The organism is Desulfobacter sp. (assembly GCA_028768545.1).
Lineage (GTDB): Bacteria > Desulfobacterota > Desulfobacteria > Desulfobacterales > Desulfobacteraceae > Desulfobacter.
Genome location: CP054838.1, coordinates 3,977,180 through 4,003,455 on the forward strand (window position 1 = coordinate 3,977,180; position 26,276 = coordinate 4,003,455).

Sequence of the window (26,276 nt, forward strand, 5' to 3'; positions counted from 1 at the left end):
TGGAAATCCTCATGGCATGGCGAAATATCTGGCGGAATCCCAGACGGACCCTTCTCACGGTCATGGCCATTGCCTTTGCCTCTCTTTTGCTGGTCTTTATGCTCTCCTTACAGGTTGGGATGTACGAGGTCATGATCAATGCAGGGGTGAAAACCCATACCGGCCATATCCAGGTCACAGCAGCAGACTATAACAAGGATCCCAAAATCAGAAAAACAGTGGCAGATCCCAAGGCCGTGGCCAAAATCATGGACAATACAGACCATGTCAGCGCCTATACCCTCCGGGCCAACGGGTTTGCCCTGCTCTCCTCCAGCCACAGGACCTACGGCGGCATGGTCACCGGAATTGACCCCGGCAAAGAGCCTGAGATTTTTTCAACCGCCGCAACCATCCGCCAGGGCAAATATCTTTCTCCCCAAGACAGGGATATGGCTGTTGTGGGAACGCTTCTGGCCAAAAACCTGAAAATCGGCGTGAATGATGAAATCGTGATTCTGGGGTCTGCCCTGGACGGGTCCATTGCAGCGGCCGTCCTCAGGGTCAAAGGGACCTTTTCTTCGGGCATGGACACCTATGACCGGTCCGCCATCCAGATTCCTTTGGCCTATTTTCAGGACATATTTGCCATGGCAGGTCAGGTCCACCAAGTGGTTGCGGTCTGCGATTCCCTCTGGTCCGTGGGAAAGGTTAAAAAAACCATATCAGACCAGCTGCCCTTTTCAGGATCCAGGCAGGATCTTATCTGCCAGACCTGGGATGAAATCATGCCCGGACTGATCCAGTCCATCCAGATGGACCTTGGCGGGGGCATCATATTTTACTCGATTTTAATCGTGGTGGTGGCCTTTTCCATCATGAATACCTTTCTCATGTCCGTGTTTGAGCGGACCCAGGAATTCGGGACCCTCCTGGCCATCGGGGCCAGGCCGGGACGGTTGACCAAAATGCTTTTGATTGAATCCGGATTTTTAACCCTCTGGGGAATCCTGCTCGGGATTGCAGCAGGCGCAAGCCTGACCCTCTGGGCCGAGAGCCATGGAATCTCTTTTGGACAGGCCCAGGACATGCTCAGGCAATACGGGATTCCAAGCCTGATCCGGCCCAAGCTGAGCCTTGGCACTGCCCTTGCGGGTCCTTTTGTTGTCTTTATCATCACCATGCTCACCGCGGTTTACCCGGCAATAAAGGTGCATAAACTCAACCCGGTTGAGGCCATGCACTCAGCCTAAGGAGGCCCCATGCATCTGCTATTGTCATGGAGAAATATCTGGCGCAACCCCAAACGGACCTTGATCATCCTTTTGGCCGTCATCATCGGCGCCTGGTCCATGCTGGCATTTTCCGCGCTTTCCAGGGGAATCATGGCCTCTGTCCTGTCCAACGCCCTGAACACGCTTACCGGCCATATTCAGGTCCAGGCCGAAAAATACAGGGATGATCCTGTGGTAGAAAACAGAATCAACACCCCGGGGCCGTTAAAAAATATCCTGGACAATCATCTGCCCAAAGGGTCGGTTTGGGGATTTCGCATCCAGGTGGGAGGGGTGGCCTCCAATGCAAGAAACGCCCAGAGCATTACCATTGTTGGCATTGAACCCCAAAAAGAGGCAAGCCTTTCTTTTTATGCAGATATGATGACCCAGGGGGATATTTTAACCCCCGGGGATGACAAAGAAATTATTGTGGGAAAAGCCCTGGCTGACACCTTTGAAACAAAACTGGGCAGAAAAATTTTGCTCATGAGCCAGGGAGCAGACCAGGAAACGGCATCACGGGCCTTTAGAATCAAAGGAATCTTCAAGGCAGAATTGGAGGCCACGGAAAAACAATTTGTCTTTATCTCCCTTTCCGCTGCCCAAAAAATGCTCAAGATGAACACGGCCGTGACCAACGCCGCTGTCAAACTTCCGGATCTGGAACTTGTCGGGCCTGTTGCCCAGACCCTGTCAGATCAACTTCCCCGGGATATGTCGGTGCTGACCTGGCAACAATTGCTGCCCCTGGTCAAGGGATATATCTCCATGTTTGATTCGTTCATGCTGCTCTGGTATGTGGTGGGATTTTTGGCCATGGCATTCGGCCTGGTCAACACCATGCTCATGGCGGTTCTGGAACGGACCCGGGAATTCGGACTGCTCAAGGCCCTGGGCATGAAACCTGCGCGCATTATCATCAATGTACTTTTGGAATGTCTCTTTCTTCTGATCATGGGCCTTTTGGCGGGTAATCTTCTCGGGGCAGCCACAGTCTCGGCCCTGTCAGGGGGGATTGATCTGTCCTTTCTGGCCCAGGGCTCTGAATTTTTCGGCATGGGCAACAGGGTCTTTCCCTTTCTCATTGCCCGGGATATAATTTCAGTTAATCTGGTCATCCTTGTGCTGGGGCTTTTGGTTTGCCTCTACCCGGCGGTCAAGGCAGGCTGCATCACTCCAAAGGATGCCATGGCCAAAGCTTAAAACCATTCAATAGGAAATGCAAATGAATATTGTTCAGGCCATTGATATCACCAAAACCTATAAACAGGGAAAATTGTTCGTCCATGCCCTGGCAGGGGTTTCCATAAACATTGCCAAAGGAGAGTTTGCCGCCCTGGCAGGTCCTTCAGGGTCCGGCAAAACCACCTTGCTCAATCTCATGGGAGGGCTTGACTCTCCCAGCTCCGGGCAAATGATTCTGGACGATGAAGATATCACAGCCCTTTCCCAGTCACGGCTGGCCCAGATGCGGTTGAAAAAAATCGGGTTTGTGTTCCAGTCCTATAATATCATTCCGGTATTGTCTGCCCTGGAAAATGTGGAATATGTCATGCTCATGCAGGGGGTGCCCGTAAAAGAAAGAAAGGAAAGGGCAGGGGCCATCCTGGATGAGGTGGGTCTTGTGAACATGCACGACAGAAGGCCTTCGGAACTTTCAGGGGGCCAGCAGCAGCGGGTGGCCGTTGCAAGGGCCCTGGTTTCCCGCCCTTGCCTTGTACTGGCAGACGAACCCACGGCCAACCTGGATTCAAAAACAGGCAGAGGCCTTTTAGAGATGATGCTGGAAATGAACCAGAAACATAACGCCACCTTTATCTTTTCCACCCATGATCAGATGGTCATGGACTATGCCGGAACCATCATCCGCCTCAAAGACGGACAAGTGGTTCAGTCAGACTGACCCATGACAAAGATGAGACAATTTCTTGCCCTTTATACTCTTTTATCAACCATTTGCATTTTTTATCCCAGCCTGGAAGCAAAGGCTGTGGATATTGAGTGGGACGGCCATGTCAAACTCTATACCCAGGCCGTATTCCCAAGATCCGGCACCGTATATGCCCCCCTTGGGCTGGCCCCTAATTTTGACGGGGCTGCTGAATTCAGGCTCAACAACCAAAGTTTTTTCACAGAGACCCTTTACACAGAAATCCACTATGAGGCCATGGCCGGCGGGGGCGGTTCCCGCAAAGACAGCCAAGATCTTGCTGCCCTTTATCCAAATCTTTTTTTCAAAGGGCTTTGGGAACCGCCCAATGATGATTCAAGATTCTTTGATCTGACCGCTGTTGTCCATGAGGGCCGGTCCGGTTTTTCATACCACCGCCTGGACCGGGCCTTGGTCTCTTTTTCCCCGGCCTGGGGAGAATTTAAAATCGGGCGTCAGGCCCTGACCTGGGGACATGGATTCACCTTTAACCCCATGGATCTGTTCAACCCCTTTGCCCCCACAGACCTTGAACGGGAGTATAAAACCGGAGATGACATGGCCCTGGTCCGGTTCCCGGTTGGCCAAACAGATGTTGAACTGGTCTATGTGGCCCGCAAAGACCCCGATACCGGCAAAACCGGGGCCGCTGAAAATTCGTTTGGGGCCAAACTCCATTTTTTCACAAACACGATTGAAATGGATATTGTGGTCACCCGACATTATGAGGATTATGTGGCCGGGGTCGGGGCCGCAGGAAACCTGGGAGGCGCGGCCTATCGATGGGATGTTACCGCCACCTTTTTAAAAGAAAACAGCCGGGGCAAATCTGCCTATATTTCCGGTGTGGCCAATTTAGACTATTCATGGGTATGGCTTGACAAAAACTGGTACGGGTATGTGGAGCTTTATTATAACGGACTTTCCAACAATAATTATCAGGATGTTTTTACAGATTCTGCCATTTTTAAACGCGTGGCAAGAGGAGAGCTGTTTGCACTGGGCCGAATATATGCGAGCGCTTCGGTCAACCTTGAAATCCATCCCTTGGTCAATCTGTATCTGACCCCGATTCTCAACCTTTACGACGGCTCCGGGATCCTGCTGCCCAGAATCGTCTATGACTGGGCAGACAATATCTGCCTCAGCGTTTCCGGGGCCTTGAACTTTGGAAAAACCAGTACAGAATACGGGGGGTATGAAATCCCGAACACCGTGTTTACCACCCAACCCAGTGACAGCATTGCCGCCTGGGTCACCTGGTATTTTTAATCCCTTTGCCCCTGAATTATCATTGGAATGCCCTCCAGGTTCTATATATCTAAATTAATCAAGATAGAACCTGCCAAACATGATAGAATCCTAAACAGCAAATCATGTACACCGGCCGGACAAATCCGGACAATACACGGAATATTTAATGCTGAAAAAATAAAAAAGGTAACCATGAAATACTATGAAAAAAACAAGGTACAGACCCTTGCTGGCCCATATCAACCATATTCCGGTAATCGGGCTGCCCGGATGTATGATGTACTACAGGGCAGCCATCTTTGATCTGGTGGTGCCCCGCATCCTTGCAGGAGAACGGGTTAAAAAATCAGATATTGTCGGCATGGGCCATGGGGGATTTTGCTCCACTTGTACGGAATGCAGATATCCTGACTGTAATTTCGGCAATTAGGGGGAACCATGACATCCTTGATCAAAACAGCATTAACTCATTTAAAAGAGGCCACCCCCTTTTCCATTGCCACCATTATCAGCCACCAGGGATCTACTCCCAGAACCTCGGGCAGTAAAATGCTGGTGCTAAATGCCCATTTTATATCCGGCACCATTGGGGGCGGCCTGGTAGAGGCCCGGGTTATTGAGGCCTGTGTTGGCCTCATGAACAGGGAAACATCCAAAAACCAATCCCAAATACTGGACTTCACCCTGGACCAGGAAATCAAACAGGGCATGGACATGGCCTGCGGCGGAAGCCTCACCGTCTGGATCCAGACCTTTATGCCTTTGTTTTCCGATTTTTTGATTCCCATCTATGAGAGGCTGGCAGATCTGGAACCCCGGGGTCAAAAAGGGCTGGTTATTACCAGGCGGCAGGCAAAAGGATCAGCAGACATTTGTTTGTTCTTTGACAAGGACAAATTTTTAGGTCCGCCCATACTTCCCAAAGCCCTGATTGAGGCGGCACTGGACAATCAATTTTCAGGGACCGGCCCTTTTCGAAGGGTGTACGGCCTTGAAGAGTTTATCATTGAACCCCTAGCCCCCAAGGACAAACTCTTTATTTTCGGAGCCGGCCATGTGGGATTGCAACTGGGAAAAATGGCCCATCTTACGGAATTTTCCTGCGTTGTCATTGACGACCGGGCAGAATTTGCCAATGCCCAGCGATTTCCCCATGCCGATGAGGTCCATGTGGTTGAACAATTTTCCCAATCCTTTGAAACGCTCAACATTGATTCAAACGCCTATATTGTTATCCTCACCCGGGGACACCTCCATGACCAGGTTGTGCTTGAACAGGCCTTAACCACCTCTGCCTCTTATATCGGCATGATCGGCAGCAAAAAAAAAACGGGAACAGATCTATGCCAATCTCATGAAAAAAGGCATAAAAAAAGAACGTTTAAACCAGGTCTATTCTCCCATCGGCCTGAGACTTCCCGGGGAAACACCTGCTGAAATTGCCGTGAGCATCATAGGCGAACTGATCACGGTCCCCCTGTGTCAGCATAGATGTCGCCTCAACTGAAATTTTTTTGGGGCATTAAGGCGACGAACATGGGATATTCTATCCAGGTAAAAGAAGCTGTGTTACAAAAGGTTCTACAAGGAAACAAACCTCACCATGAAATAGCAATGGAATATGGGATTGGCCGCTCAACAATCGGCAAATGGCTGAGGCAATATAAAGATAATGGTGGTATCAATTTGACATCAAAAGAAAAACGACCAAGAGACTGGACTTCTGAAGAACGTATAACCGCTTTAATAACAACCGGTTCTATGTCTGCGGAAGAATGCGCCTCCTGGTGCCGTAAAAAAGGCATTTTCCCTCATCACCTGGAACAGTGGAAAAAAGGGTTCATCCGATTAATGCGTACCTTTTATTGTGAAGGTCCAAAAGTTTCAACCTGAAAAACTCCGAATCCCTGTATCCATAAGCTTTCCGTTTCATGGTTTTTATCTTGTTATTTGTCCCTTCTAAAGGACCTGTAGATATCCTGTAATCATAGTATGAAAGGATTCTTTGCCTGTGCACAGCCAAGGTCTTGGCAAATTTCATCAACATTGAAATTTTGGAAATATTGGCCAGATTGATCCAATTGCTGACTATCTTTTCAGCTGTTTCTTTTTTCTTTTGATTCCATATTTGCCTGAGTTCCTCTTTCATGTAGTAGACTACCAATAGCGGCTGATTTATTTTCAATGCTTCTTCTAACCGTTGGGCCTCCTTCTTGTCATCACTGAGGTTTTCGGGATTTTTTAACAAAAGCCACCGGACTCCCTTCAGAAGTTTTTGTTGCCCGGTATTGGCAAGAAGGTTGTAGAGCTTTCGCCTGAAATCCGACAGTTTCTCATTGAACAATTTAACAACATGAAATCTGTCAAAGACAATTGCTGAACCAGAAAGATTTTCAATAACAGCACTCAAGTATGCCGGGGACATATCGATGCTGACGGCTTTGATTTTTGCTTTCGATATTTTCACTTTTGTCCAAAAAGATTTCAAAGCTTCACCACCTTTTCCTTCTCCCACGTGCAGAATTCTACCGGATTCCAGATCCATCACGATGGTCAAGTATTTATGCCCTTTCCCTATGGAAATTTCATCTATGGCAATCTGCCGGACTTTCTCAAGGGGGATATTTCGATAACGCCTCAGCAGGTCTTCTTTCTGGATCTGCTTTATCGTATCCCAGCTGATCCTTAAATGGATGGCAATATCTTTGATTGTCATGAACTGAGACAACTCCAAGACATACCGTTCAAAAGCCCGGGTATAGCTTTTCCCCTCCTGGGCAAAGGATAGTTTGATTTGCCGGACAAATTGACAGAACGAACACCAAATTCTCTGGATAGCCGTCCTGAGAATCACGGGTTTTGAACCTACCGGTATTGTTCTGAGATCTCTTGTCACAATCCCTTTCCTGGTGACGGACCTGGAATTACATTCCGGGCATTTTACCGCCTCCGGTTTTGGTATGAGTTCAAAAGTGATTATTCCACCGATGAAACGCGTTGTTTTATAAAAGTAGTCACGAAGGCCAAAGGCATGGTATATGAAGCTTGTGGACATTAATTCATTCTCCGATTTTGTGCGAATAACACAAAAAAATTAGAACATGATCATGTTCACACCATCATTTCAAGCATAAAAATCCTTACTGTGTTATTGCCTTCCCAGTGATGTTTCTCAGTCCAGGTACGCGATTTTCTGATGAACCGAAAAAAGATGCCATCTCAGGGATGACAGCAAACGCAGGTAAAAAACAGTCTGAAACTGAAAAGCAATTACGAAAAAAGGTTTCGGTCTTAAAAAAGGATCTAAACCGTAAAGAAAAGGCCTTGGCAGAAACCGCAGCCTTGTTGGTTCTCAAAAAAAAAGCCCAGGCAATCTGGGGGGAGCCCGAGGAAGATCGATATCCTCTAAAGACAAACAATCGGTTTTGCAATTGATCTCGGAAGTTTGTAAGTCAGGCGCCAGGAAAAACATGGCCGCCAGATTGTTGGGGCTTACGATCCGAACACTTCAACGCTGGGCCAAAAGCGGGATGACTGATAAACGTAAAGGATCTCGTGCTACGCCTGCAAACAAAATGTCCGATGCAGAACGGCAGCAGATCATTAAAATCCTTGAATCTCCTGAATTTGCAGGATTGAACCCAAATCAAATAGTACCAAGACTTGCTGATCAAGGCATTTTTCTTGGGTCTGAATCGACAAAGTATCGAATTTTAAGAATGCTGAAAATGAACGCCCATCGGGAAGCCAGCAGGCCGAGTCAGAAAACCAGCCCTATTCCATTATCAACAAATGGCCCTAATCAACTATGGTCTTGGGATATTAGCTACTTACCGTCCAAAGTAAGAGGTCAATTTTATTACCTTTATATGGTGATGGATTTATACAGCCGGAAAGCAGTTGCTTGCCAGGTTTATGACTCTGAATCCGGCGACCTTGCAGCCGATCTGATAACGGATGCCTGTATCCGAGAAAAGATCTCAAAAGACCAGATCACCTTACACTCTGATAACGGTTCTCCGATGAAATCAGCAACCATGCTGGCAAAATTACAAGATTTGGGAGTGATGCCATCCTTTAGCAGACCCTCTGTCAGCAATGATAACCCGTTCTCAGAGTCGTTATTCAGAACCTTGAAATACAGGCCCGAATATCCTGAAAAGCCCTTTGAAAATATTGTGGAAGCACGAGACTGGGCTCACCGTTTTGTACGCTGGTATAATACCGAGCATCTCCACAGCAGTATTCGTTTTGTTACCCCGGAAGACAGACACACAGGTAAAGATTTTACGATCCTGAAAAATAGGCATCGAATATATCAAGAAGCCCAATTAAGGCATCCTGAAAGGTGGAGCGGAGAAACGAGGAACTGGAACCCGGTCACCGAGATTGTTTTGAAAAAGTTCAAGCGATTAAAAGCAGAAGATAAAGTTGAGAAGAAAGCGGCATGACCGTTTGAATTTGGTACGGCATAGCAAAAGTCCCTCATGGGCGAGAATGGGCCTTAATTTACCCGTCGGAGGTCGTGAAGGGATTTTGCGGCAAAGGCGACAACGGGCGCATTCCCATTTTCCCGGTTTTAAAAAGGCCTGTCTTTTAGAGCAAAAAGAATGATATCCTCTGTTACGCTGAAATGAACATAAATGGATTGTGCTAATGAAGAAAGCTGAAGATTGTAATACTGTTGATGAAGTCCTTGCATGCCTCAAAGAACTGGAAGAAGATCCAAATCGCTTGGTTCGTAACGCTAACGAATTAGAACAGATGGAGCAGGAAATCCTTGAGTATACAAATCGGATAAGCGCCTTTTTTTTAAAAAAAAGATCCAGGCCTCAGTAGATTCCTCTGAACAGGTCGACCAAGAAAAAGAATTGATGTCCAATTGGCCGGGACGGATGAAAAGCGAAGGGCTTGAGACCGTTTGGATTCAGCTTTGTACAGATAGTTCGGTTGATATTCATGTTCGATACTATCGAAGGTCCTGTGACCGCCGAAAAGGAAAAAGATATAAAGGTGCATACGCTGGCTTAATCCTTCTTGGAATCCATGATCGCTGCTCGCCTGCTTTGGCTTCTATGGTGAGTTCTTGGTCAGCCTTATTAAGTTCTTTTGAAGAAGTCCGTCAAGTGCTTTGTGACCGTGGGATGACGTTGGGTATAAAGGTCATCCGTAAACTGACCTATCGGTACGCATAGCGGGCTCGAGCCGAACAACAAGCGGGCCGAATCCCATTAAATGATAGAGATTTACTTGAAGGGCGGCGAGTCGTTATCAGCACTGATGGTGGCCGCACTCGGCTCAGAGAGAAGAAAAGGGGACCAAAAACCCAAAAGGATAGAACCCGATTTCGTGGGGCATGGCGAGAACCCAAGCTTTTGATCATTTATGTAGTGGACGCCCATGGAAAACAAGAAAAAAGCTTTTCACCATTTATTGATGGCTGTTTCAATGGACCGGATGGTGTATTCCACTTGTTAAAGGGTTATTTGAACTCCCTTCATATTCAGAACTCAGACAAAATACTGTTTGTTGCAGATGGGGCACATTGGATTTGGAATCGAATCCCCGGACTGCTAAAAGCATTGGGGTTGGCTCCTGAGCGTGTGTATGAACTTCTCGATTTCTACCATGCAGTTGAGCATCTGGGTACAGTAGCAGGCTTAAGGAAGACCTGGTCATCCAAGGAACGCAAACGCTGGGTATCGAAGCAGCGAGGTCTTCTGCTGAAGGGAAAGGCGATTGAGGTGGTACAGGCCGTCCAGAAGCTTTGTAGAGGCAGAAACAGTAAGGCTATCAAGACGGAACGGGATTATTTTGTGCGCAATGAACTGAGGCTTAATTTCTCAACTGTAAAAGCGTTGAACTTATCTATTGGCAGCGGTGCTATTGAAAGTTCGATTCGGAGAGTCGTGAATTTACGTCTTAAAGGTCCATGCATCTTTTGGTATCGGGAGAATGCAGAAAAAATGATTATGCTGCGATCATTTTATAAAGCAGGGCGTTGGAACTGCCTGAAGCAGATGGCAAACATGCACAATCCAGTGCCAGCGGTATAACCGGGAAAATGGGAATGCGCCCGGCGACAACTTGCTTGACACACACCGCGGTGAGGGCGGCAAAAAGGCGGGGACCTGCCTGATAAAACCGGACCCCATGCTGAAAAAAAAGATAATTAATCACCTTGAAACTATAGGGTTCATACGTGCAGAATTGAAAAAATCTTTAAAACGGCAGTCAATTGCTCAATGGGCGTTTTGAAAAACAAATGCCCATTATACGGTTTCAAGTTTTTTTTGGGGAAGTTTGATCACAAATCTGGTATTGGTGTCAGGAGTGGATTCCACTGTCAATTCACCTTTATGGTCTGTGACAACGATAAAATATGAAATAAAAAGGCCAAGGCCGGTACCGTCACCAATGGGTTTGGTGGTAAAAAAAGGCTCAAACAATCTCTTTTTAATCTCATCATCCATTATAGGCCCATTATTTTCAATCTCAATGCAAACCATGGATTCCTTTCTGTATAACCGAAGAACAAATTGTGGGGAGCAGGTATTTATCTGGCTGTCAAACATGGCATGGGCCCCGTTTTTCAATATATTTAAAAATACCTGCTGGAGTTTATCTTTATCACAGAACACAGGCGGAACCCCATGGTCAAAGTCTTCGATAATTTGAATGGATTTAAAATTATACCTGTTTTTATATTGACAGTCATTTTGGGCAAGTTCAACCGACTTTTTTAACAATTTTCCAAGATCATGGCACTTTTGCACGGCATTGGTTTTTCTGGCAAAAAAAAGCATGTTCTCAACAATTTTTGCTGCCCGCTTTCCCGTATCATTGATCATGTGCAATCGTCTAAACACCTCTCTTTTTTCCATATAGGCCTTTATGTCATCCAGGGATATCCCGATTTCCCGTGCCGCAGCATGATTTGCCGGCAGATCCCCTGAAAGACGATTGATCGCCACCTGGGCATTTTGCATCATCCCGGCCAAGGGATTGTTGATCTCATGGGCCATCCCGGCTGCAAGCCCGCCAATGGACAGCATTTTTTCGGACTGGATCATCATTTCTTCCATGCGGACCTGGTCGGTGATATCGTCGATTCTAACGACCACGCCTTGGATTTTCTCCGTCTTTAGAGGATAGATAATAATGTCCTCATACCGTATGGTTTTACCGATAAAAGCACCCTGCTTTAAGATGGTCTTCATTTTTTGGGACTGGATGCTCTCTTTAATTTGACCCATATGCTGGGAAAGTCTTGGAAAGACATCCACCAGTTTTTCCCCTATGGCACGATTTTGGTTTATACCGGTGTCAAGTTCGGCCTGGTGATTCCACTGGGTGATTTCACCGGTTTTATCCACCCCCACAAGAATGGACGGCATGGAATTAATGATATTGGAAAGATAATTTTCCAATACATTTCGTTCATCAAGGGATTGTTTTATCTCAATGGCCAAGGCAATCTGGTGGGATACGGAGATAAGAATATTTTTATCCGCTTGGGAAAACTGATTTGGGTTGTCATAACTATGCACAGCAATAATCCCAAGAACCATTTCTCCCCTGATCAAGGGCACACCAAACCACACCTTGGAGGGGGTACCGATCACCCGTCCTTGTTCAACTCTTTTACGAATCTGGGTTTCGTTTAAAAACAGGGGTGTTTTTTTATTTAACGCTTCTCCGGTCAATGAATTGTTTTGGGTTAAACAAATTTCAAATTGTGAATGATCATCGTAGTTATCCACAAAAAAAGGGATGTTGACCCGGCCCTTTTGCCGGGTGCAGACAGCAATGTAAAAATTGGGAAGCCCCATGAGTTTGTTCAAGGATTTATAGATGTGTTCATATAGCTCATCTATATCCGTGGTGGTGTTCACCGCATTTGAAATATCAAAAAGTGTCCGGGTCAGTTTTTCAGAAAACACACTCTTTTTTGCCAACTTTTCTGCTTTTTCAACCCGTTCTTCCAATTCTTCGTATGTGGGCTTGATCTTCATTACCTGTCCTTGGGTTTTATTTAACTAAAGCCTGATGTTTATTTTTCCAAGAATGTACCTAAACAATATCTATTAATTCTGCAACACCCAATTATCAGAGATAAAAGATACCAGGGTGCTTAAACTCCACGGTTTAATTTAAGATTTCTTAAATCTGGCACTATTCCGCCCCGGTACCATCAAGGTGAAGATTGCATCGCCCCCAAAAAAAGAATGCGACATATTCCCAGAAAAAAAACAAAGGCAACCGATACCTTGATGGCTGGATGGCAGATTTTTTTTGGGGGGGGATGTTTAATTGAATCTATTTGTTTTATCTGCTATACCTTTGGCCTGAATCAAACCGGTGTATGGATACAATCCCAAGGCCCGCCGTTTGAACCGCAGATCAGAGAACAGGGCCTTGGGGTTAGAGTCGGCCCTGCCGGATAAGGAATCGCCGCTTCAGCAATTTTAAAGGCATTCATTCTTCACAAGGCTCAAAAGACCCAAGCGTATAGAAGAAAAGAAAAAAATGCATCTAACTTGAGACTGACAAGGAGAACCAATGAAAAACATTCTGATTCTGGGAGCCGGGCTTGTGAGCAGACCCGGCATCATCTTTCTTCTGGAAAACAAATTTAAGGTCACCGTGGCATCAAGAACCCTGGAAAAGGCCCAAAAAATGGTCCAGGGATTTGAAAACGGCACCGCCGCGCAAATCCTGGTGGATGACACCAGGGCATTGGACGCCCTGGTAAAACAACATGATATTATTGTCAGCCTCCTGCCCTGGACCCACCATATCCTTGTGGCCCGATCCTGCCTTGCCAACAATAAACACATGGTCACCACCTCCTATGTCAGCCAAGAGATGAAAAACCTTTCTGACCAGGCAAAAGCCAAAAACCTCTTATTTTTAAATGAGATCGGTGTTGATCCTGGAATTGACCACATGTCAGCCATGAAAATCATTGATGAGGTCCATGCTGAAAATGGTAAAATCCGGCATTTTTATTCTTTTTGCGGCGGCCTCCCGGCACCTGAAGATAATGACAACCCCCTTGGCTATAAATTTTCATGGAGTCCCAAAGGCGTTGTTCTGGCATCTAAAAACCCGGCCCGGTTTCTTGAAAACAAGGAACATATAAATATCAAAGGAGAGGATCTCTTTCTCAATTACCGCAGGGAAACGATCAAAGAACTGGGTGAATTTGAAGTTTACCCCAACAGGGATTCCATGCCCTATAAAGAAATTTACGGACTTAAGGATGCCCACACGGTCATGCGGGGAACTTACAGAAACATCGGGTGGTGCGATACGTTCAAAAAAATCGTTGACCTCGGCCTGGTAGATGATACGCCAGTGTCACATTTGTCCAATATCAGCTTTAAAAAAATGATGGCGACTCTCCCGGGCATACCTGAAAATAAAAACATAAAAACTACCATTGCCCAAAAAGCCGGAATTGCTGAAGATCATTTTGTCATCCAAAACCTGGAATGGCTCGGATTGTTCAGCAATGATCCCATCCCTGCCCTGGACAATTACCTGGATATCTTAAGCGAAAAACTTTGGGAAAAACTGGTATACAAACCCGGTGAAAAAGATATGCTGGTGCTGCGCCACACCTTTGTGGTTGAAAACCAGGATGGCTCGGAAAAAACCATTACATCCACCCTGATCAATTACGGCATTCCCTTTGGAGACTCGTCAATGGCCAGGACGGTCAGCCTGCCATTGGGCATCGGCATCAAATTAATAGCCCAAGGTAAAATCGACCTGACCGGTGTCCAGATCCCCATTAAAAAAGAGATTTACACCCCCGTACTCAAAGCGCTTGAAGACCTGGGAATTCAAATGGTTGAAAAAACAAAGCCAAAACCATAAGGGGACTGAGGTCACCAGAATAGCTGCAGAAAGGTTTTCCAGGCAAATTAAATGCCGGAAAACCTTTTTACATTTCTTTATAAAATATTCTTCTGTTTCTAAAAATTGGGGATGGGATAATCTATTCCTAACTGCCGAATTTTGAAATCGACTCACCAATAACGAAAGAAGTCACCATCAATTTGAACGATAGCCGAGGTCAACAAAGATAGGACAGGTTGAGGGGTTTTCTTTTACTTAAAATTTTACTGGAAATCAGACTCTCAACATCATTAATAAATATCACGGAGACAGCTTTTAAAAAGATAAAAAACTTTTAAAATGTTGAAATTTATTATATTCCAAAAAAGCTTCCATTTTTTATCAGTAGTGTCCGGTTAGGTTGTTGCATATAAAAAGCATCTAAAATCATTGAAAAAACAGTCGGTTTTGTGTTGACAAATGTGCGTAAAAATTTTTGTGCGCCTTGAAAATTTAACTCAAGGAGCTCAAATGACGCACATCTCAGTCCCTAAAAAACAACTACGGTCCCTGAACTTTGACAATTTCAGGTGCCCTCTGATAAAGTCACTTTCAAAAGCACCGGAATTACAATCTCGAGGAGACCGCCCTTTAAAAATGACATTCGAAGACCAGATAAATGCTTTGGTTTATTTCCATCTTCAGGAGCACAAGTCTGCCCGACATTTAATTCAGGATCTCAAGGAGAATGTTTTTGCTAAAGAAAATATTGCGCCAGACGGTGGTATCAGCCGTAGTAGTTTCTGTGAAGCCATCAATCACAGGGGACTCGAACAACTGCAATTTATCTTTGAGGATCTTTATAAACAGGCTCTTGAGTGTCATCCGGGTGAACACGCCGAGTTAGGAGAGTTGGTTTCCATTGACGGTAGTCTCATAAATGCAGTCCTTTCAATGCACTGGGCGAACTACAGAAAAGGAAGTAAAAAAGCCAAAGTACATTGCGGATTTGACATTAATCACGGAATCCCAAACAAAATCTTTTTGACTGAAGGCAACGGCGCTGAACGCACTTTTGTTCCCAAAATACTTTCCAAGGGGCAAACAGGTGTTATGGATCGTGGATATCAATCCCATAAAGAATTTGACCTGCTTCAGGAGCAAGGCAAACATTTTGTCTGCCGTATAAAAACCAGGACAACAAGAACAATTATTGATAACCACGAGACCCCTTCCGACAGCTACATTTTTTATGATGCACTGGTTAAACTTGGTACTCCGAATCAAAACCAGACGAAAAGGCCTGTTCGGGTTGTTGGCTATAAAATTGCTGGCGTCAAATACTATGTGGCAACTGACAGGCATGATTTAACAGCGGAACAAATAGCAACAATTTATAAACTCCGGTGGACCATTGAGGATTTTTTCAAATGGTGGAAAGAACATCTGAAGGTATATCATCTCATTGCCCGCAGTGAATACGGCCTTATGGTTCAGATTCTTGGCGGCCTTATCACTTACCTGTTACTGGCAATCCATTGCCAAAAACAGTTTAATGAAAAGGTCACGATCAAAAGAGTTCGGCAGCTGCGAACCGCCATTCTAAATGACCTGTTTGGCTGCGAGGAGCAGGGCTCTCATAATTCAAACAGGGACAATATTGTCAAAGATCAAAAAATTATTGAGCAAGCAAAAACCTAACCGGACATCACTGCATTTTTTATTAAAATGTGACTGCTCCTTTTGAGCAGAAATACTACAAATTAAAATATGCAATTCGACTTGATTTTTTCAGGACGGGGTTTTCTGCCTGAAATATTAATGCACAGGTAAAAAAGGAGATACGTATGCGTAGATCTGTTCTGGGGCTATCAGCGATTCTGCTTGTGATGTTTGGGATTTTAGCAACGGGTTATGCTGGGGGTAAAAGCAATTTAATATTGATTTTTGATGCATCTGGTTCCATGTGGGGGCAGATAAACGGTAAAGCCAAAATTACCATTGCCAAGGAGGCCATGGACCTGATTATCAATGACCTGCCAAAGGACATTAATATCGGCCTGGTGGCATATGGTCATCGCCGTAAAGGAGACTGTGATGATGTAGAGACCATGATTCCGTTAGGTCCTTTGAATGCCGAAACATTTCTTGCGAAAATTAAGTCATTGAACCCCAAGGGTAAGACCCCCATGGTTAGGTCCATCCGCAAAACGGCTGAAGCGATCAAGCACCTGGAGGATGAGACCACCATTTTGCTTGTCTCGGATGGTGAGGAGACCTGTGATCCTGAACCGTGCAATTTTGTGGTACAATTGGAAAAACTTGGCATCAAGTTTGTACTCCATGTGGTGGGCTTTGATGTGGGGGGCCAAACAGAGGCACAGCTCAAATGCATGGCCAAGGCAGGAGGAGGTGAATATTTTCCGGCCAAGGATGCGGGGAAATTAAAACATGCGCTGGATACCGTGATTAAAAAAACGGTGGCAAAAAACCTTGTGGTCACCTCTTTTGACGGTAAGAACAATCCGGTTTCCGTTATGATCAAGGTGGTTGATTCATCCGGCAACACAGTGGCAACAGATGGGGGCAAAAGGGTCAGCTTCGGTCTTGTACCCGGCACATACACCTTGAAAGTAAACCCGGATACGCTGACACAGAAGATAACCGTTGAAAATGTTGTGGTAACCGAAAGCAAGGTCACCCAAAAAAAAGTTGTCTTTGCAAAATCGCAAATTATCGTGTCCATGAAAGACGGGAATGGAAACAACGTTCCCGGCTACATTAGAATTGTGGACCAAAAGAGCGGCCAGTCTGCTGAAGAGGGCGATCACAAGGGCAAAATTTCAGGTTTTATCGTATCCCCTGGAGAGTACATCGTGGATATGGAGTGTTCAAACACGGGCAGGCGAATAAAAAGTGAACCATTCTCAATTCAGCCCGGTGAAAACAGAAATATTAACGGCATCTGTGCCAATGTACGCATCGGCGTACTTGTAACCGATGCTGAGGGCACCCCCATTAAAGGGTATATCCGCGTTGTAAACCTTTCTCCAAATGAATATGGTGATGAAGCCTATTCAGAATCCGCCATGCGATTTTTTGAAGTACCCCCGGGCCAATACAAGGTTGATGTGGAGTGTCCCGGTGACTCACGCCTGCGCAGTACTCCTTTTTATATCCGGCAGGGCCAGGAAAACAAAGTCAGGGTCAATTGTGGAACTAAAGAGATTAACTCAGCCCTGCCTTCGGGAGATACGGGTGCTGCAAGCCCAGCCAAGGCCGGAAAATCAATCTCAGCAGTGGGCGCTTCACCAAGTCCGGTCAATCAGACTACCCAAAAAACCGTAACTCAGCCTGGGGCTTCTGGAAATCCGCAGGATATGCAAGCCATGGCGGATCAGATGCAGGCGACAGCCCAGAAACAAGCTGCCCAGGCCCAGACCGATGCCATGGCATAGATGCAGGCAGCCCTGGCAGGGATGCAGGGAGTCCAACTGCCCCAGACCCCTGTCCAGCAGGCCCAGGCCAGCGGACAGGCTGTCCGGCCCGCATCTGGGGGGCAGCCGTCTGATATCAATGAATCCCCTAAGGATATTTCGCTGCCCAAAGTGGCAGATTCGCAGGCCGGATATTCCATCCATCAGCCTACGGCTGATGATCATGGTGCACAGGCCCAGCCGCAGGTGGGCGCTCCCATGACCGACGCCGATATTACAGCAAAACTGGCTGCCATGGAGGCAAGGGATACCGGCGGCGGTCTCACCCCTGAAAATGAACGCCCGGAACAGGGGAATAACCCATATGAAGGAATGACAAAAGAACAGATGCAGGCGGCATTTGCCAGAGACGTTGGTATGCAGAGCCAGCAGGGAACGACCTATGATCGGGACAAATGGCAGTTGAGTGCCAAAGGGTGGCCCCTGCAATGCGGACGCTATGAGGATACCTTGAAAAACCGCCTTAAAACAGACAAGGGGCGGGCCCAGAGCATGGGGCGTTCAGATATCATTGCACGGATCAAGGTCGTCAACGAGAATCTTGAAAAACTCGGCAAGCTGCGCAAAAAGAGATATCCCGTGGAGGTGGTGCAAAAGGCGCTGGACGCCTGTGTGCAGGAAGTTCATGCCATCGACGTCAGTACTGCTCAGGCGCAGTAAAAAGAGGGAAAACTAATGAAGAAATTAATTGTAATGATGGCGCTGCTTATAATTTTGCCTGTCACAAGTACGGCCTCTGACAACGGCTGTAAGCTGAAGTATCGGGAAATCCGGGCCAATGCCATGATCAGCGGTAAACTCAAGGACAAGCAGGATATCGACTATTATAAAGTCACTTTGAAACGGGAAGGAAAACTCACCGCTTCGGTCCGAAAGCTGAGATCAGCCACCGTAGAAATTCTGGACGGACTTTGTTTCAATATCCCTGAACGGGGATCGTTGACCAGCAAAGCCGCCACCCTTGGCCCGGGAGACTGGTTTGTCAAAGTCTATTCGCCCCAAAGGATAACTGGCAAATACGACCTTTATGTCCGCTTTAAACCAGGAGAACGGGAAGAGGATATGGAACCGCTCATGGGATCTTCAGCTCTGCCTGAACCCGATTCCGGTGACGATCACAGCAATGATTGCGGGCATACCACTGAAGTTTTTATGGAGTCAACGGCCACCGGAGTATTCCATGACGCAAAAGACATTGACGTATTTCACATCCTCCTGGCCCGGCCTACCAGTCTGACGGTGTGGACCAAAGGGAAGGCTGACACACGAGGGATACTCAAGGACAGTTTTTGCAACCCGGTAGCAGCCGATTCAAAAAGCGGAATAAACAAAAACTTCATGCTGAAAGCAAACCTTGAACCGGGCAAGTATTTTATCAGTGTCAACCGAGAAAGCGGTAATATAAAGGAATATGAACTATTGGTCCGGGGTAAGCGTTTTATACCCCGGGAAAAGGTTCAAAAACCATTGAGTCCTCTGGATTTGACCGGGAAATGGAAGTGGTCAAAGACCGGCAAATCCAACACACTGAACTTGCCCATGAATACCTTGAAAGGGACGGCTGACTTTAGACAAAGCGGGAAGAATGTTCAGATTACCCTATCAAAAAAATACCGATTTTCAGGCGTGGTTCAAGGTAATGTTCTCTCCTATAAACGGACTCATTCCAAAGGAGGGACCGTCATTAAAGAGGAGGTGAAGATCACCTTCCCAACCGGTGCCAAGGGAACTGGAATCAGCAACTGGACAATCACAAACAAAAAGGTGAAAGGACAGGGTATTGATGAATATATTTTTAACAGGGCCCATTAACGGTTATTCATAATAAAGTAAAACCAACGAAGGTTCAGGAAAGTCTTTGTTTACCGATCCTTAAAATAATTTTCGAATTCTCATTGGATTATTTGCGACGTCCAGAATACGATACATATGGTGTCTGAATTTTAAAACGATAATGTATTCAAATGGTATCCGCAAGGTAGATGAGCAATGCCAGGGTGTTCAATAATGGTATAAAAGTTGACCGGTCCCGATTTTAACCCCGGCAGGATTGGAAAATGTAGTACGGGATGATCCGCCTTGAGGTCCGGGCGGGAACTATTAACATGAAGCCCGGTTTTTTTAAAATTGAAAATCCACCCCTGACTTTCCCTTCACAGTCTACACTTTATTTAAATAGCTCAAACACGACAAAAGATATTTTCGAATCTTAAAATAATTTGCATTATGTCTGATGGTACAAGGATAAAAAATATTGAAGATCATCCTTATCCCCCACCGGATTACAAGGGGAAGATCGTATTTTTCCCTCATTTAAAATCTACACTTGCCTTAAGGCAGACAGGCTGATAAACAACATCCTTTAAATTTAACAAAAGGAAACTGCCATGTCCCAGCATGGAAATTATCATACCCATCCATGGTATAAGGCCTATGATGCAAAAATGGTCAAAACCATTCAATATACGCAGACCCTGATCCCGGATTTCCTGGACCGGGCAGCCCTTGAATATCCAAATCAAGTGGCATTGATTTTCCAGGGCTATACCATTACCTTTCAGGAACTAAACAGACTGACCGACCGGTTTGCCGCAGTGCTCCAGGACTTTGGAATCAGCTCAGGTGACCGGGTTGCCATCCTCTTACCCAATACGGTTCCCTGCGTGGTTGCCTACTATGCCACCCTGCGCATCGGCGCTGTCGCCGTCATGAACAACCCTTTGTATTCAAACAGGGAACTTGAATACCAGTTCAACGATTCAGGGGCAAAACTTCTGGTCACCATGGATCTTCTGGCCGAGCGAATGGTCCAACTCAGGAAAAAGACCCGGATCCGGGTGATCATCCACACCTCAATGGGAGATTTTCTCCCCCTTGCCAAGCGGCTGCTCTTTCCTCTGGTTGCCAAAAAAAGAGGGCTTTCAGCAACCCTTCCCTTGGCAGACAATCTCTTTCAATTCAAAGAGGTTCTCAAGGCCGCCCGAAAAACAGGAAAAAGACCGGCCATTGCCATGGATGATCTGGCCATGGTCCAGTATACCGGAGGCACCACCGGGATTCCCAAAGGGGTCATGCTGACCCACAGGAATTTGAGCTGCCAGATCCAGCAGCTGGAATCCTGGTTTCCCAATTTTGTCAGAGGAGAGGGCACCCTGCTGGGGGCATTGCCCTTTTTCCATGTATTTGGTCTTTCCACTTCCATGAACTTTGCCATTTACATGGCCTGGACCAATGTGCTTGTACCCAAACCCCAGCCCCGGCAATTGTTTGACGCCATTGAAAAATTCAAGCCCAGCTTTGCCCCCTTGGTCCCCACCATGTTCATCGGCATGCTGAATCATCCGGAGATGGAAACCCGGGATTTGAGCAGTCTTGAAGAAAGCTTTTCAGGCAGCTCTCCCCTTCCGGTGGAAATTATCAACACCTTCCAGAAACGGACAGGCTCCATCATTATCGAAGGATACGGGCTGAGCGAATCCAGCCCGGTCACCCATATCAACCCGTTCAAGGGCAAAAGGAAACCCGGCAGCATCGGCCTTCCCCTGCCCGACGTCAGCTGCCGCATCGTTGACACCGAAGACGGAATAACCCCAATGCCCGTGGGAAAACCGGGAGAACTTATGATCAAAGGCCCCCAGGTGATGAAAGGATATTTAAACCGCCAGGAGGAAACCTGTAAAACCCTTACCCGCGATGGATGGCTTCACACGGGAGATATTGCCTTTATGGACGAGGATGGCTATTTTTTCATTGTCGACCGGATAAAGGACATGATCATCTCGGGCGGGTACAACGTATACCCAAGAGAAATCGAAGAAGTCCTCTATGGACATCCCAAGGTGGCGGAAGCCTGCTGCGTCGGTATTCCCCATCCCAAACGAGGCGAGGCAATCAAGGTCTTTTTGCAGCTCAAACAAGGAGAAATTGTCACCCAGGAGGAAATCATTGAATTTTGCTCCAAAAAACTGGCCAAGTACAAATGGCCCATTGAGGTGGAAATAAGAGACACCCTGCCCAAGTCCACTGTGGGTAAGATTTTAAAAAAGGACCTGATCGACGCTTGAAATGTCTTCCTCTAACTTAGCCAACACCTGAATTGTTTATCTGCATAAATCTGGGTTTTGCCCTTTCCCGGCCTCCATCAGCCCGGATATTTCATAACCTGAAGGCCAGAAACTGGCAAGTTGAGGAAAATCGGTTCGTGAAATATTCGGGCATAGGAGATGGTGCCTTGATGGAGGATCAGGCCCAGCCTTGCAATTGACTTGTTAATATGTGATCTATATACAAAAAAATCAACCGGACAAACCTGGACCCGAATAAAAGCGGTTCCAACGGTACATCTGCAAAAAAAAACAACAATGAGAATGGGGAGTCAACTGTGAGAACCGTCACCCTGGAAAGAGATATTATCATGCACCCGGCAGGATCCTGCATGGTCTCCTTTGGCAATACACGTGTAATTTGTACCGCCACTATTGAAAATACAGTGCCATCTTTTTTAAAGGAGAGCGGTAAGGGATGGCTTACCGCCGAGTACGGCATGCTTCCTGGGAGCACCGGAGGGGGGAGAAATCACCGGGACGGGGTCAAAAAAGACGGCAGGAGTACTGAAATTCAACGGCTCATCGGACGAAGCCTTCGGGCGGCCGTAGACCTGACTCGTTTGGGGCCTGTAAGTATCCTCATCGATTGTGATGTGTTTCAGGCAGATGGCGGGACCCGGACGGCGTCCATTACCGGGGCGTGGGTAGCCCTTTATGATGCCCTGGGCAAACTTGCCAGTCAGCAGGGGCATACCGGACCTGAGTACTATCTTACAGGCCAGGTTGCAGCTGTGAGTGTGGGGATTGTGAACGGAGGTGTGGTGTGTGATCTGGACTATGAGCACGATTCCAATGCCTGTGTGGACATGAATGTGGTAAAATGCGGCAAGGACCTTGTGGAAGTTCAGGGTACCGGGGAGCAGGGGACCTTCACCCGGCAAGAATTGAATCAGCTTCTGGATGCGGCAGATAAGGGAATTGAAACAATTTACAGGATACAAAGAAAAACTCTGGGAATTTAATTCATTTTGGCAACCGTGGCCAGCCAAAGGGTCAAAACAACCATCCTGGATTTTTTGAACTTAGATAAAAATCCCCCATAGATTCTTTGGATAGACCCCGAACCGATGTATACTTCTAATTTTGAATATCTTTTGTAAGTATTGCTGAGACCAATCCCATCACAGGCTTTATATATATTTATAAAATCAGTTATTTATATTAATTGACAATCCTTTTTTTATCCGTTATTACTATCAGGGTGAGCATGGTCCCCAACATCTTTATACTCTATTAATTCCACACAAGTTTCTCCCCGACAGTGCCCTTTTTTAGTGATCAACAAGCCCCCAATCCTTTTTTGTCTGATAGAGGCTAATTTTAAATTTGGTATTTTCACAGATGCATTTATTCAAATGAATCAGGATAATTCCAGCGTATGACATTTAAATTTTATTAGGAAAGGAGTGATTTATGAAACGCATTATTTTAACAATTGGTATAATCATTTTAAATTTATTTATAATATCTGCCGGTTATTCCCAAACAAATATGGAAGGGTGTAATCTAACCGGCGCATCTCTGAAGGCATGCAACCTAAATGGTGTCAATTTTAAAAATGCAACCTTACGCAATGTGAATTTCCAAAAGGCAAATCTTAGAAAGACTATTTTCCATTTATCCATTTTACGTGGAAGTGATTTTCGCAATGCAGACTTAAAAGGTGCCGATTTAAGCTCATGCGACCTGTCTAACTGCAATTTTGAAGGTGCTGATTTAACTGGAGCGATTATCAGCGGTTCTAATATTCAAAGTGCTAATTTCAAAAATGCTATTTTAGAAGAAATCGTTTTGGACTCTACTGTGTGGCCGAATGTGATCTGTCCTGATGGCACGATCAGCAATGAAAACCAATATAGCTGTAAAGGAAAATTAGGAGTGGCGTCTAAGTAATCGAGATGACAGGAGCATGGTCGTTGCTCCTGACCCAAATATACCGCTTATGATTTCAATATCCTGGCTAAAATTTAATATGAACACATGCATATAGACCGTATGAACTGCTCGGGGATAAAACAAAAAGGGCATTGATAGAGGAGATGCTCCCTGGAAAACCAGGGAGCATGCAAAGCATTTAAGGCCTGTTTGACCTTTGATGAAACGCGGTAAATGGGCCAAAAAGCAAGCTATTTTGTTCAAGCTATAAAATTTGCGGTCCAAAAGGCTATGAATTCAGGATTTTCTTAGCGCTTTCATTGTTCACGTCCGTGACATGGGGAATGCCTGTTTCCTGGGCAGTTTCCCTGTTTCCGGAAAAGACCTCGTTCCGGGAAATCTGGTCAAGGGAAAATTTTCTGGCCCCGGCCATGAGCTGCTGCATGCCGCATCCGAGCTTGTCTGCCAGGGTGTAAAAGCCAATGGCGCCGTAGGGAATTTTTTTCATTTCATCCTTGCCCACCTTGTCGGCAAGGTCATGGTAGCCGGCAAAGATCTCATCTGCGGTCTTGCCCACTTCAAGAACGTTCTTGGGCAGCTCATTCCAATTGCCGCTGACACTGGCCCGCCGCTCGGGATAGATGGCCCCTTCAATATTGGCGCCCAGAAATCCCGGGATCATGATGCCCCGGCCCATGCATATCAGTTTGGTGTACGGTGCCCCCAGGGCCAGGCCCTTGAAAATATGGTCTTCCAGGGCAAATCCGCCGGCAAAGGACATGTCCACGACATTTTTCCCCTTGGCAGATAAAATACTGGCATATTCACAGGCCTTGGCATGGAGATTAATGGAGGGAACCCCCCAGCTTTGCATCATGTTCCAGGGACTCATGCCGGTTCCCCCGCCTGACCCGTCTATGGTGAGCAGGTCCAGTTCAGCATCGGTTGAAAACTTGATGGCCATTGCCAGTTCTTCCATGCCGTAGGAACCTGTCTTCAGGGTGATTCTCTCAAATCCCAGACTGCGCAGGTACTCCACGGAATTCATGAAATCCTCCTGGACCTGGGCCACGGTGGACAAATGGGTGGACCCCAGCCGGCTATGCCGGGCAAAGGACTTGATCGCCCCCTGCTCAAACCCGGCCTGGACCTCGGGCAAAGAGGGATCCGGATCCACCACATAGCCCCTGTCCTTGAGGAAAACGGCATATTCAAGACTTCTGACCTGGATCTCTCCGCCAATATTCTTGGCCCCCTGCCCCCACTTAAGCTCTATGATACATTTATTCCCGTACTTGTCCATCACGTATTCAGCCACACCGTTTCGGGTGTCTTCCACGTTGAGCTGGACAATAATGGCTCCGTATCCGTCAAAATACCTCAGATAGGTGTCGATCCTCCGGTCAAATTCAGGCGCGCTTTTTATTTTACCCTGTTTGATTTCGCCTGTACCGATTTGCGAATTTCTGTCAACGCCCACCACATTTTCCCCGACGACCACGGGAATACCGATAAGGGCGCCGCCAATGGCAAAACAATCCCAGTATTTTTCAGCAATAAAGGTGGACCCCAGGGCCCCGGTCATCAAAGGCATGCGCACCTTTGTCTTCTTTTTCTTCCCAAAGGAGGTTTCAAGGCTGACATTGGGAAAAATGCAGTCATCAGGGCTGTTGGTTAAATTCTCGCCCATGCCCTGTGCCCCGTATACATACCCTTGAATCCTCAGAGAATTGTACGATACCCCGACATGGGTGGTGTTATTGGCCCCTGCCGTAACAAGGCCAAAACTTCTGGGATAGAGCAGCTTTCTTCCCACCATGCTGGACAACCAGGTTTCGCACTTGCCTTTACAGTCTGCCCGACACAGGGTGCACAGGCTTGACTCGCAGGCATTTCCCCTGTTTTTAGTGCCTAGCGCATCATTGAATTTTGAAAATCTCATTTCCATGGGATGAATTCTCCTTTTAGGTTAAGCATTAAATTTATAGGCCAATATTTAAAGCTCCGGCATTTAAATCCGGAGCCTGCATCACTGTCGGGGATTTTTTAGACTAACGATTACTTATTATGGAAAAGAATTTAATGTCAACCCATTATTTCGAATAAAAAAGACAGAAAACAGGCTGGAAAAACTCAGATTTCCCATGCCGGAAGAAAAGGCGTCCTGCCATATTCGGGTCAAGATAATTCTCTGGTTTCAAAAACAAACCTTCCTGTCTCTTCGGGCTGAATATCCCGGCAAAGGTATATCATCTCATTGTCCGCAGTGAATACGGCCTTATGGTTCAGATTCTTGGCGGCCTTATCACTTACCTGTTACTGGCAATCCATTGCCCAAAACAGTTTAATGAAAAGGTCACGATCAAAAGAGTTCGGCAGCTGCGAACCGCCATTCTAAATGACCTGTTTGGCTGCGAGGAGCAGGGCTCTCATAGTTCAAACAGGGACAATATTGTCAAAGATCAAAAAATTATTGAGCAAGCAAAAACCTAACCGGACATCACTGACTGGG

Annotated in this window: 20 protein-coding genes and 3 pseudogenes; 20 read left to right on the forward strand and 3 right to left on the reverse strand. The window is 46.4% G+C overall.

The genetic code is table 11. From position 1 onward, the window contains the following. The first annotated feature begins 11 nt into the window (after positions 1-11). From HUN05_19290 to HUN05_19320, 7 genes and pseudogenes are all read left to right on the forward strand, one after another. Positions 12-1,232 carry an ABC transporter permease gene (locus HUN05_19290; protein ID WDP88146.1) on the forward strand — a complete coding sequence of 407 codons (1,221 nt, stop codon included), beginning with the start codon at positions 12-14 and terminating at the stop codon, positions 1,230-1,232. Between the two features lie 9 nt (positions 1,233-1,241). Then, positions 1,242-2,459: an ABC transporter permease gene (locus tag HUN05_19295; protein ID WDP87007.1), complete on the forward strand. Its 1,218-nt coding sequence runs from the start codon at positions 1,242-1,244 to the stop codon at positions 2,457-2,459. A 22-nt stretch (positions 2,460-2,481) separates the two neighbouring features. Continuing rightward, the gene (locus HUN05_19300; GenBank protein ID WDP87008.1) at positions 2,482-3,159 is read left to right on the forward strand and encodes an ABC transporter ATP-binding protein; all 678 of its coding nucleotides are present in this window, start codon (positions 2,482-2,484) and stop codon (positions 3,157-3,159) included. A gap of 3 nt (positions 3,160-3,162) precedes the next feature. After that, positions 3,163-4,458, forward strand: a complete 1,296-nt coding sequence (locus HUN05_19305; protein ID WDP87009.1) for a hypothetical protein — start codon at positions 3,163-3,165, stop codon at positions 4,456-4,458. Between the two features lie 208 nt (positions 4,459-4,666). After that, a pseudogene (locus tag HUN05_19310) lies at positions 4,667-4,870 on the forward strand (molybdopterin-binding protein). 8 nt (positions 4,871-4,878) lie between these two features. Beyond that, a pseudogene (locus tag HUN05_19315) lies at positions 4,879-5,947 on the forward strand (XdhC family protein). Between the two features lie 29 nt (positions 5,948-5,976). Next, positions 5,977-6,333, forward strand: coding sequence for a transposase (locus HUN05_19320; GenBank protein WDP87010.1), 357 nt, complete (start codon positions 5,977-5,979; stop codon positions 6,331-6,333). On the opposite strand, the gene HUN05_19325 is transcribed toward HUN05_19320, so the two are convergent. Beyond that, on the reverse strand, positions 6,281-7,495 hold the full coding sequence (locus HUN05_19325) for an ISL3 family transposase (GenBank protein ID WDP87011.1): 1,215 nt from the start codon (positions 7,493-7,495) through the stop codon (positions 6,281-6,283). The two genes, HUN05_19320 and HUN05_19325, sit on opposite strands and share 53 nt — an antisense overlap. A gap of 376 nt (positions 7,496-7,871) precedes the next feature. Here HUN05_19325 and HUN05_19330 point away from each other — a divergent pair, with 376 nt between their 5' ends. The 4 genes from HUN05_19330 to HUN05_19345 all read left to right on the forward strand — a co-directional run bounded on the left by HUN05_19330 (position 7,872) and on the right by HUN05_19345 (position 10,496). Further along, positions 7,872-8,891, forward strand: coding sequence for an IS3 family transposase (locus tag HUN05_19330; protein WDP87012.1), 1,020 nt, complete (start codon positions 7,872-7,874; stop codon positions 8,889-8,891). A gap of 205 nt (positions 8,892-9,096) precedes the next feature. Continuing rightward, on the forward strand, positions 9,097-9,279 hold the full coding sequence (locus HUN05_19335; GenBank protein ID WDP87013.1) for a hypothetical protein: 183 nt from the start codon (positions 9,097-9,099) through the stop codon (positions 9,277-9,279). Between the two features lie 56 nt (positions 9,280-9,335). After that, positions 9,336-9,635 carry a hypothetical protein gene (locus HUN05_19340; GenBank protein ID WDP87014.1) on the forward strand — a complete coding sequence of 100 codons (300 nt, stop codon included), beginning with the start codon at positions 9,336-9,338 and terminating at the stop codon, positions 9,633-9,635. A gap of 180 nt (positions 9,636-9,815) precedes the next feature. Next, complete coding sequence (locus tag HUN05_19345) at positions 9,816-10,496, forward strand: hypothetical protein (GenBank protein ID WDP87015.1); 681 nt, start codon at positions 9,816-9,818, stop codon at positions 10,494-10,496. 216 nt (positions 10,497-10,712) lie between these two features. Here the strand turns inward: HUN05_19345 and HUN05_19350 are convergent, their stop codons facing one another. Further along, positions 10,713-12,455 (reverse strand): GAF domain-containing protein, encoded by a 1,743-nt coding sequence (locus tag HUN05_19350; protein ID WDP87016.1) that lies wholly within the window; start codon positions 12,453-12,455, stop codon positions 10,713-10,715. Between the two features lie 547 nt (positions 12,456-13,002). Between HUN05_19350 and HUN05_19355 the strand changes: the two genes are divergently transcribed. From HUN05_19355 to HUN05_19390, 8 genes are all read left to right on the forward strand, one after another. Beyond that, entirely contained in the window at positions 13,003-14,325 is a 1,323-nt protein-coding gene (locus tag HUN05_19355; protein WDP87017.1) for a saccharopine dehydrogenase NADP-binding domain-containing protein, read from the forward strand. Positions 14,326-14,817: 492 nt separating this feature from the next. Continuing rightward, the gene (locus tag HUN05_19360; GenBank protein ID WDP88147.1) at positions 14,818-15,987 is read left to right on the forward strand and encodes an IS4 family transposase; all 1,170 of its coding nucleotides are present in this window, start codon (positions 14,818-14,820) and stop codon (positions 15,985-15,987) included. A 146-nt stretch (positions 15,988-16,133) separates the two neighbouring features. Next, positions 16,134-17,744: a VWA domain-containing protein gene (locus tag HUN05_19365; protein WDP87018.1), complete on the forward strand. Its 1,611-nt coding sequence runs from the start codon at positions 16,134-16,136 to the stop codon at positions 17,742-17,744. Continuing rightward, positions 17,745-18,443, forward strand: coding sequence for a hypothetical protein (locus tag HUN05_19370; GenBank protein ID WDP87019.1), 699 nt, complete (start codon positions 17,745-17,747; stop codon positions 18,441-18,443). 15 nt (positions 18,444-18,458) lie between these two features. Continuing rightward, positions 18,459-19,595 (forward strand): hypothetical protein, encoded by a 1,137-nt coding sequence (locus HUN05_19375; GenBank protein ID WDP87020.1) that lies wholly within the window; start codon positions 18,459-18,461, stop codon positions 19,593-19,595. A gap of 575 nt (positions 19,596-20,170) precedes the next feature. Next, on the forward strand, positions 20,171-21,847 hold the full coding sequence (locus tag HUN05_19380) for a long-chain fatty acid--CoA ligase (protein ID WDP87021.1): 1,677 nt from the start codon (positions 20,171-20,173) through the stop codon (positions 21,845-21,847). A 230-nt stretch (positions 21,848-22,077) separates the two neighbouring features. Then, complete coding sequence (gene rph, locus HUN05_19385) at positions 22,078-22,851, forward strand: ribonuclease PH (GenBank protein WDP88148.1); 774 nt, start codon at positions 22,078-22,080, stop codon at positions 22,849-22,851. Positions 22,852-23,302: 451 nt separating this feature from the next. After that, positions 23,303-23,782 carry a pentapeptide repeat-containing protein gene (locus tag HUN05_19390; GenBank protein WDP87022.1) on the forward strand — a complete coding sequence of 160 codons (480 nt, stop codon included), beginning with the start codon at positions 23,303-23,305 and terminating at the stop codon, positions 23,780-23,782. 271 nt (positions 23,783-24,053) lie between these two features. On the opposite strand, the gene HUN05_19395 is transcribed toward HUN05_19390, so the two are convergent. Continuing rightward, positions 24,054-25,706, reverse strand: a complete 1,653-nt coding sequence (locus HUN05_19395; GenBank protein WDP88149.1) for an FMN-binding glutamate synthase family protein — start codon at positions 25,704-25,706, stop codon at positions 24,054-24,056. Between the two features lie 299 nt (positions 25,707-26,005). On the opposite strand from HUN05_19395, the pseudogene HUN05_19400 reads away from it, so the two are divergent. After that, positions 26,006-26,257: pseudogene (locus tag HUN05_19400) on the forward strand (IS4 family transposase). The last annotated feature ends 19 nt before the right edge of the window (positions 26,258-26,276 follow it).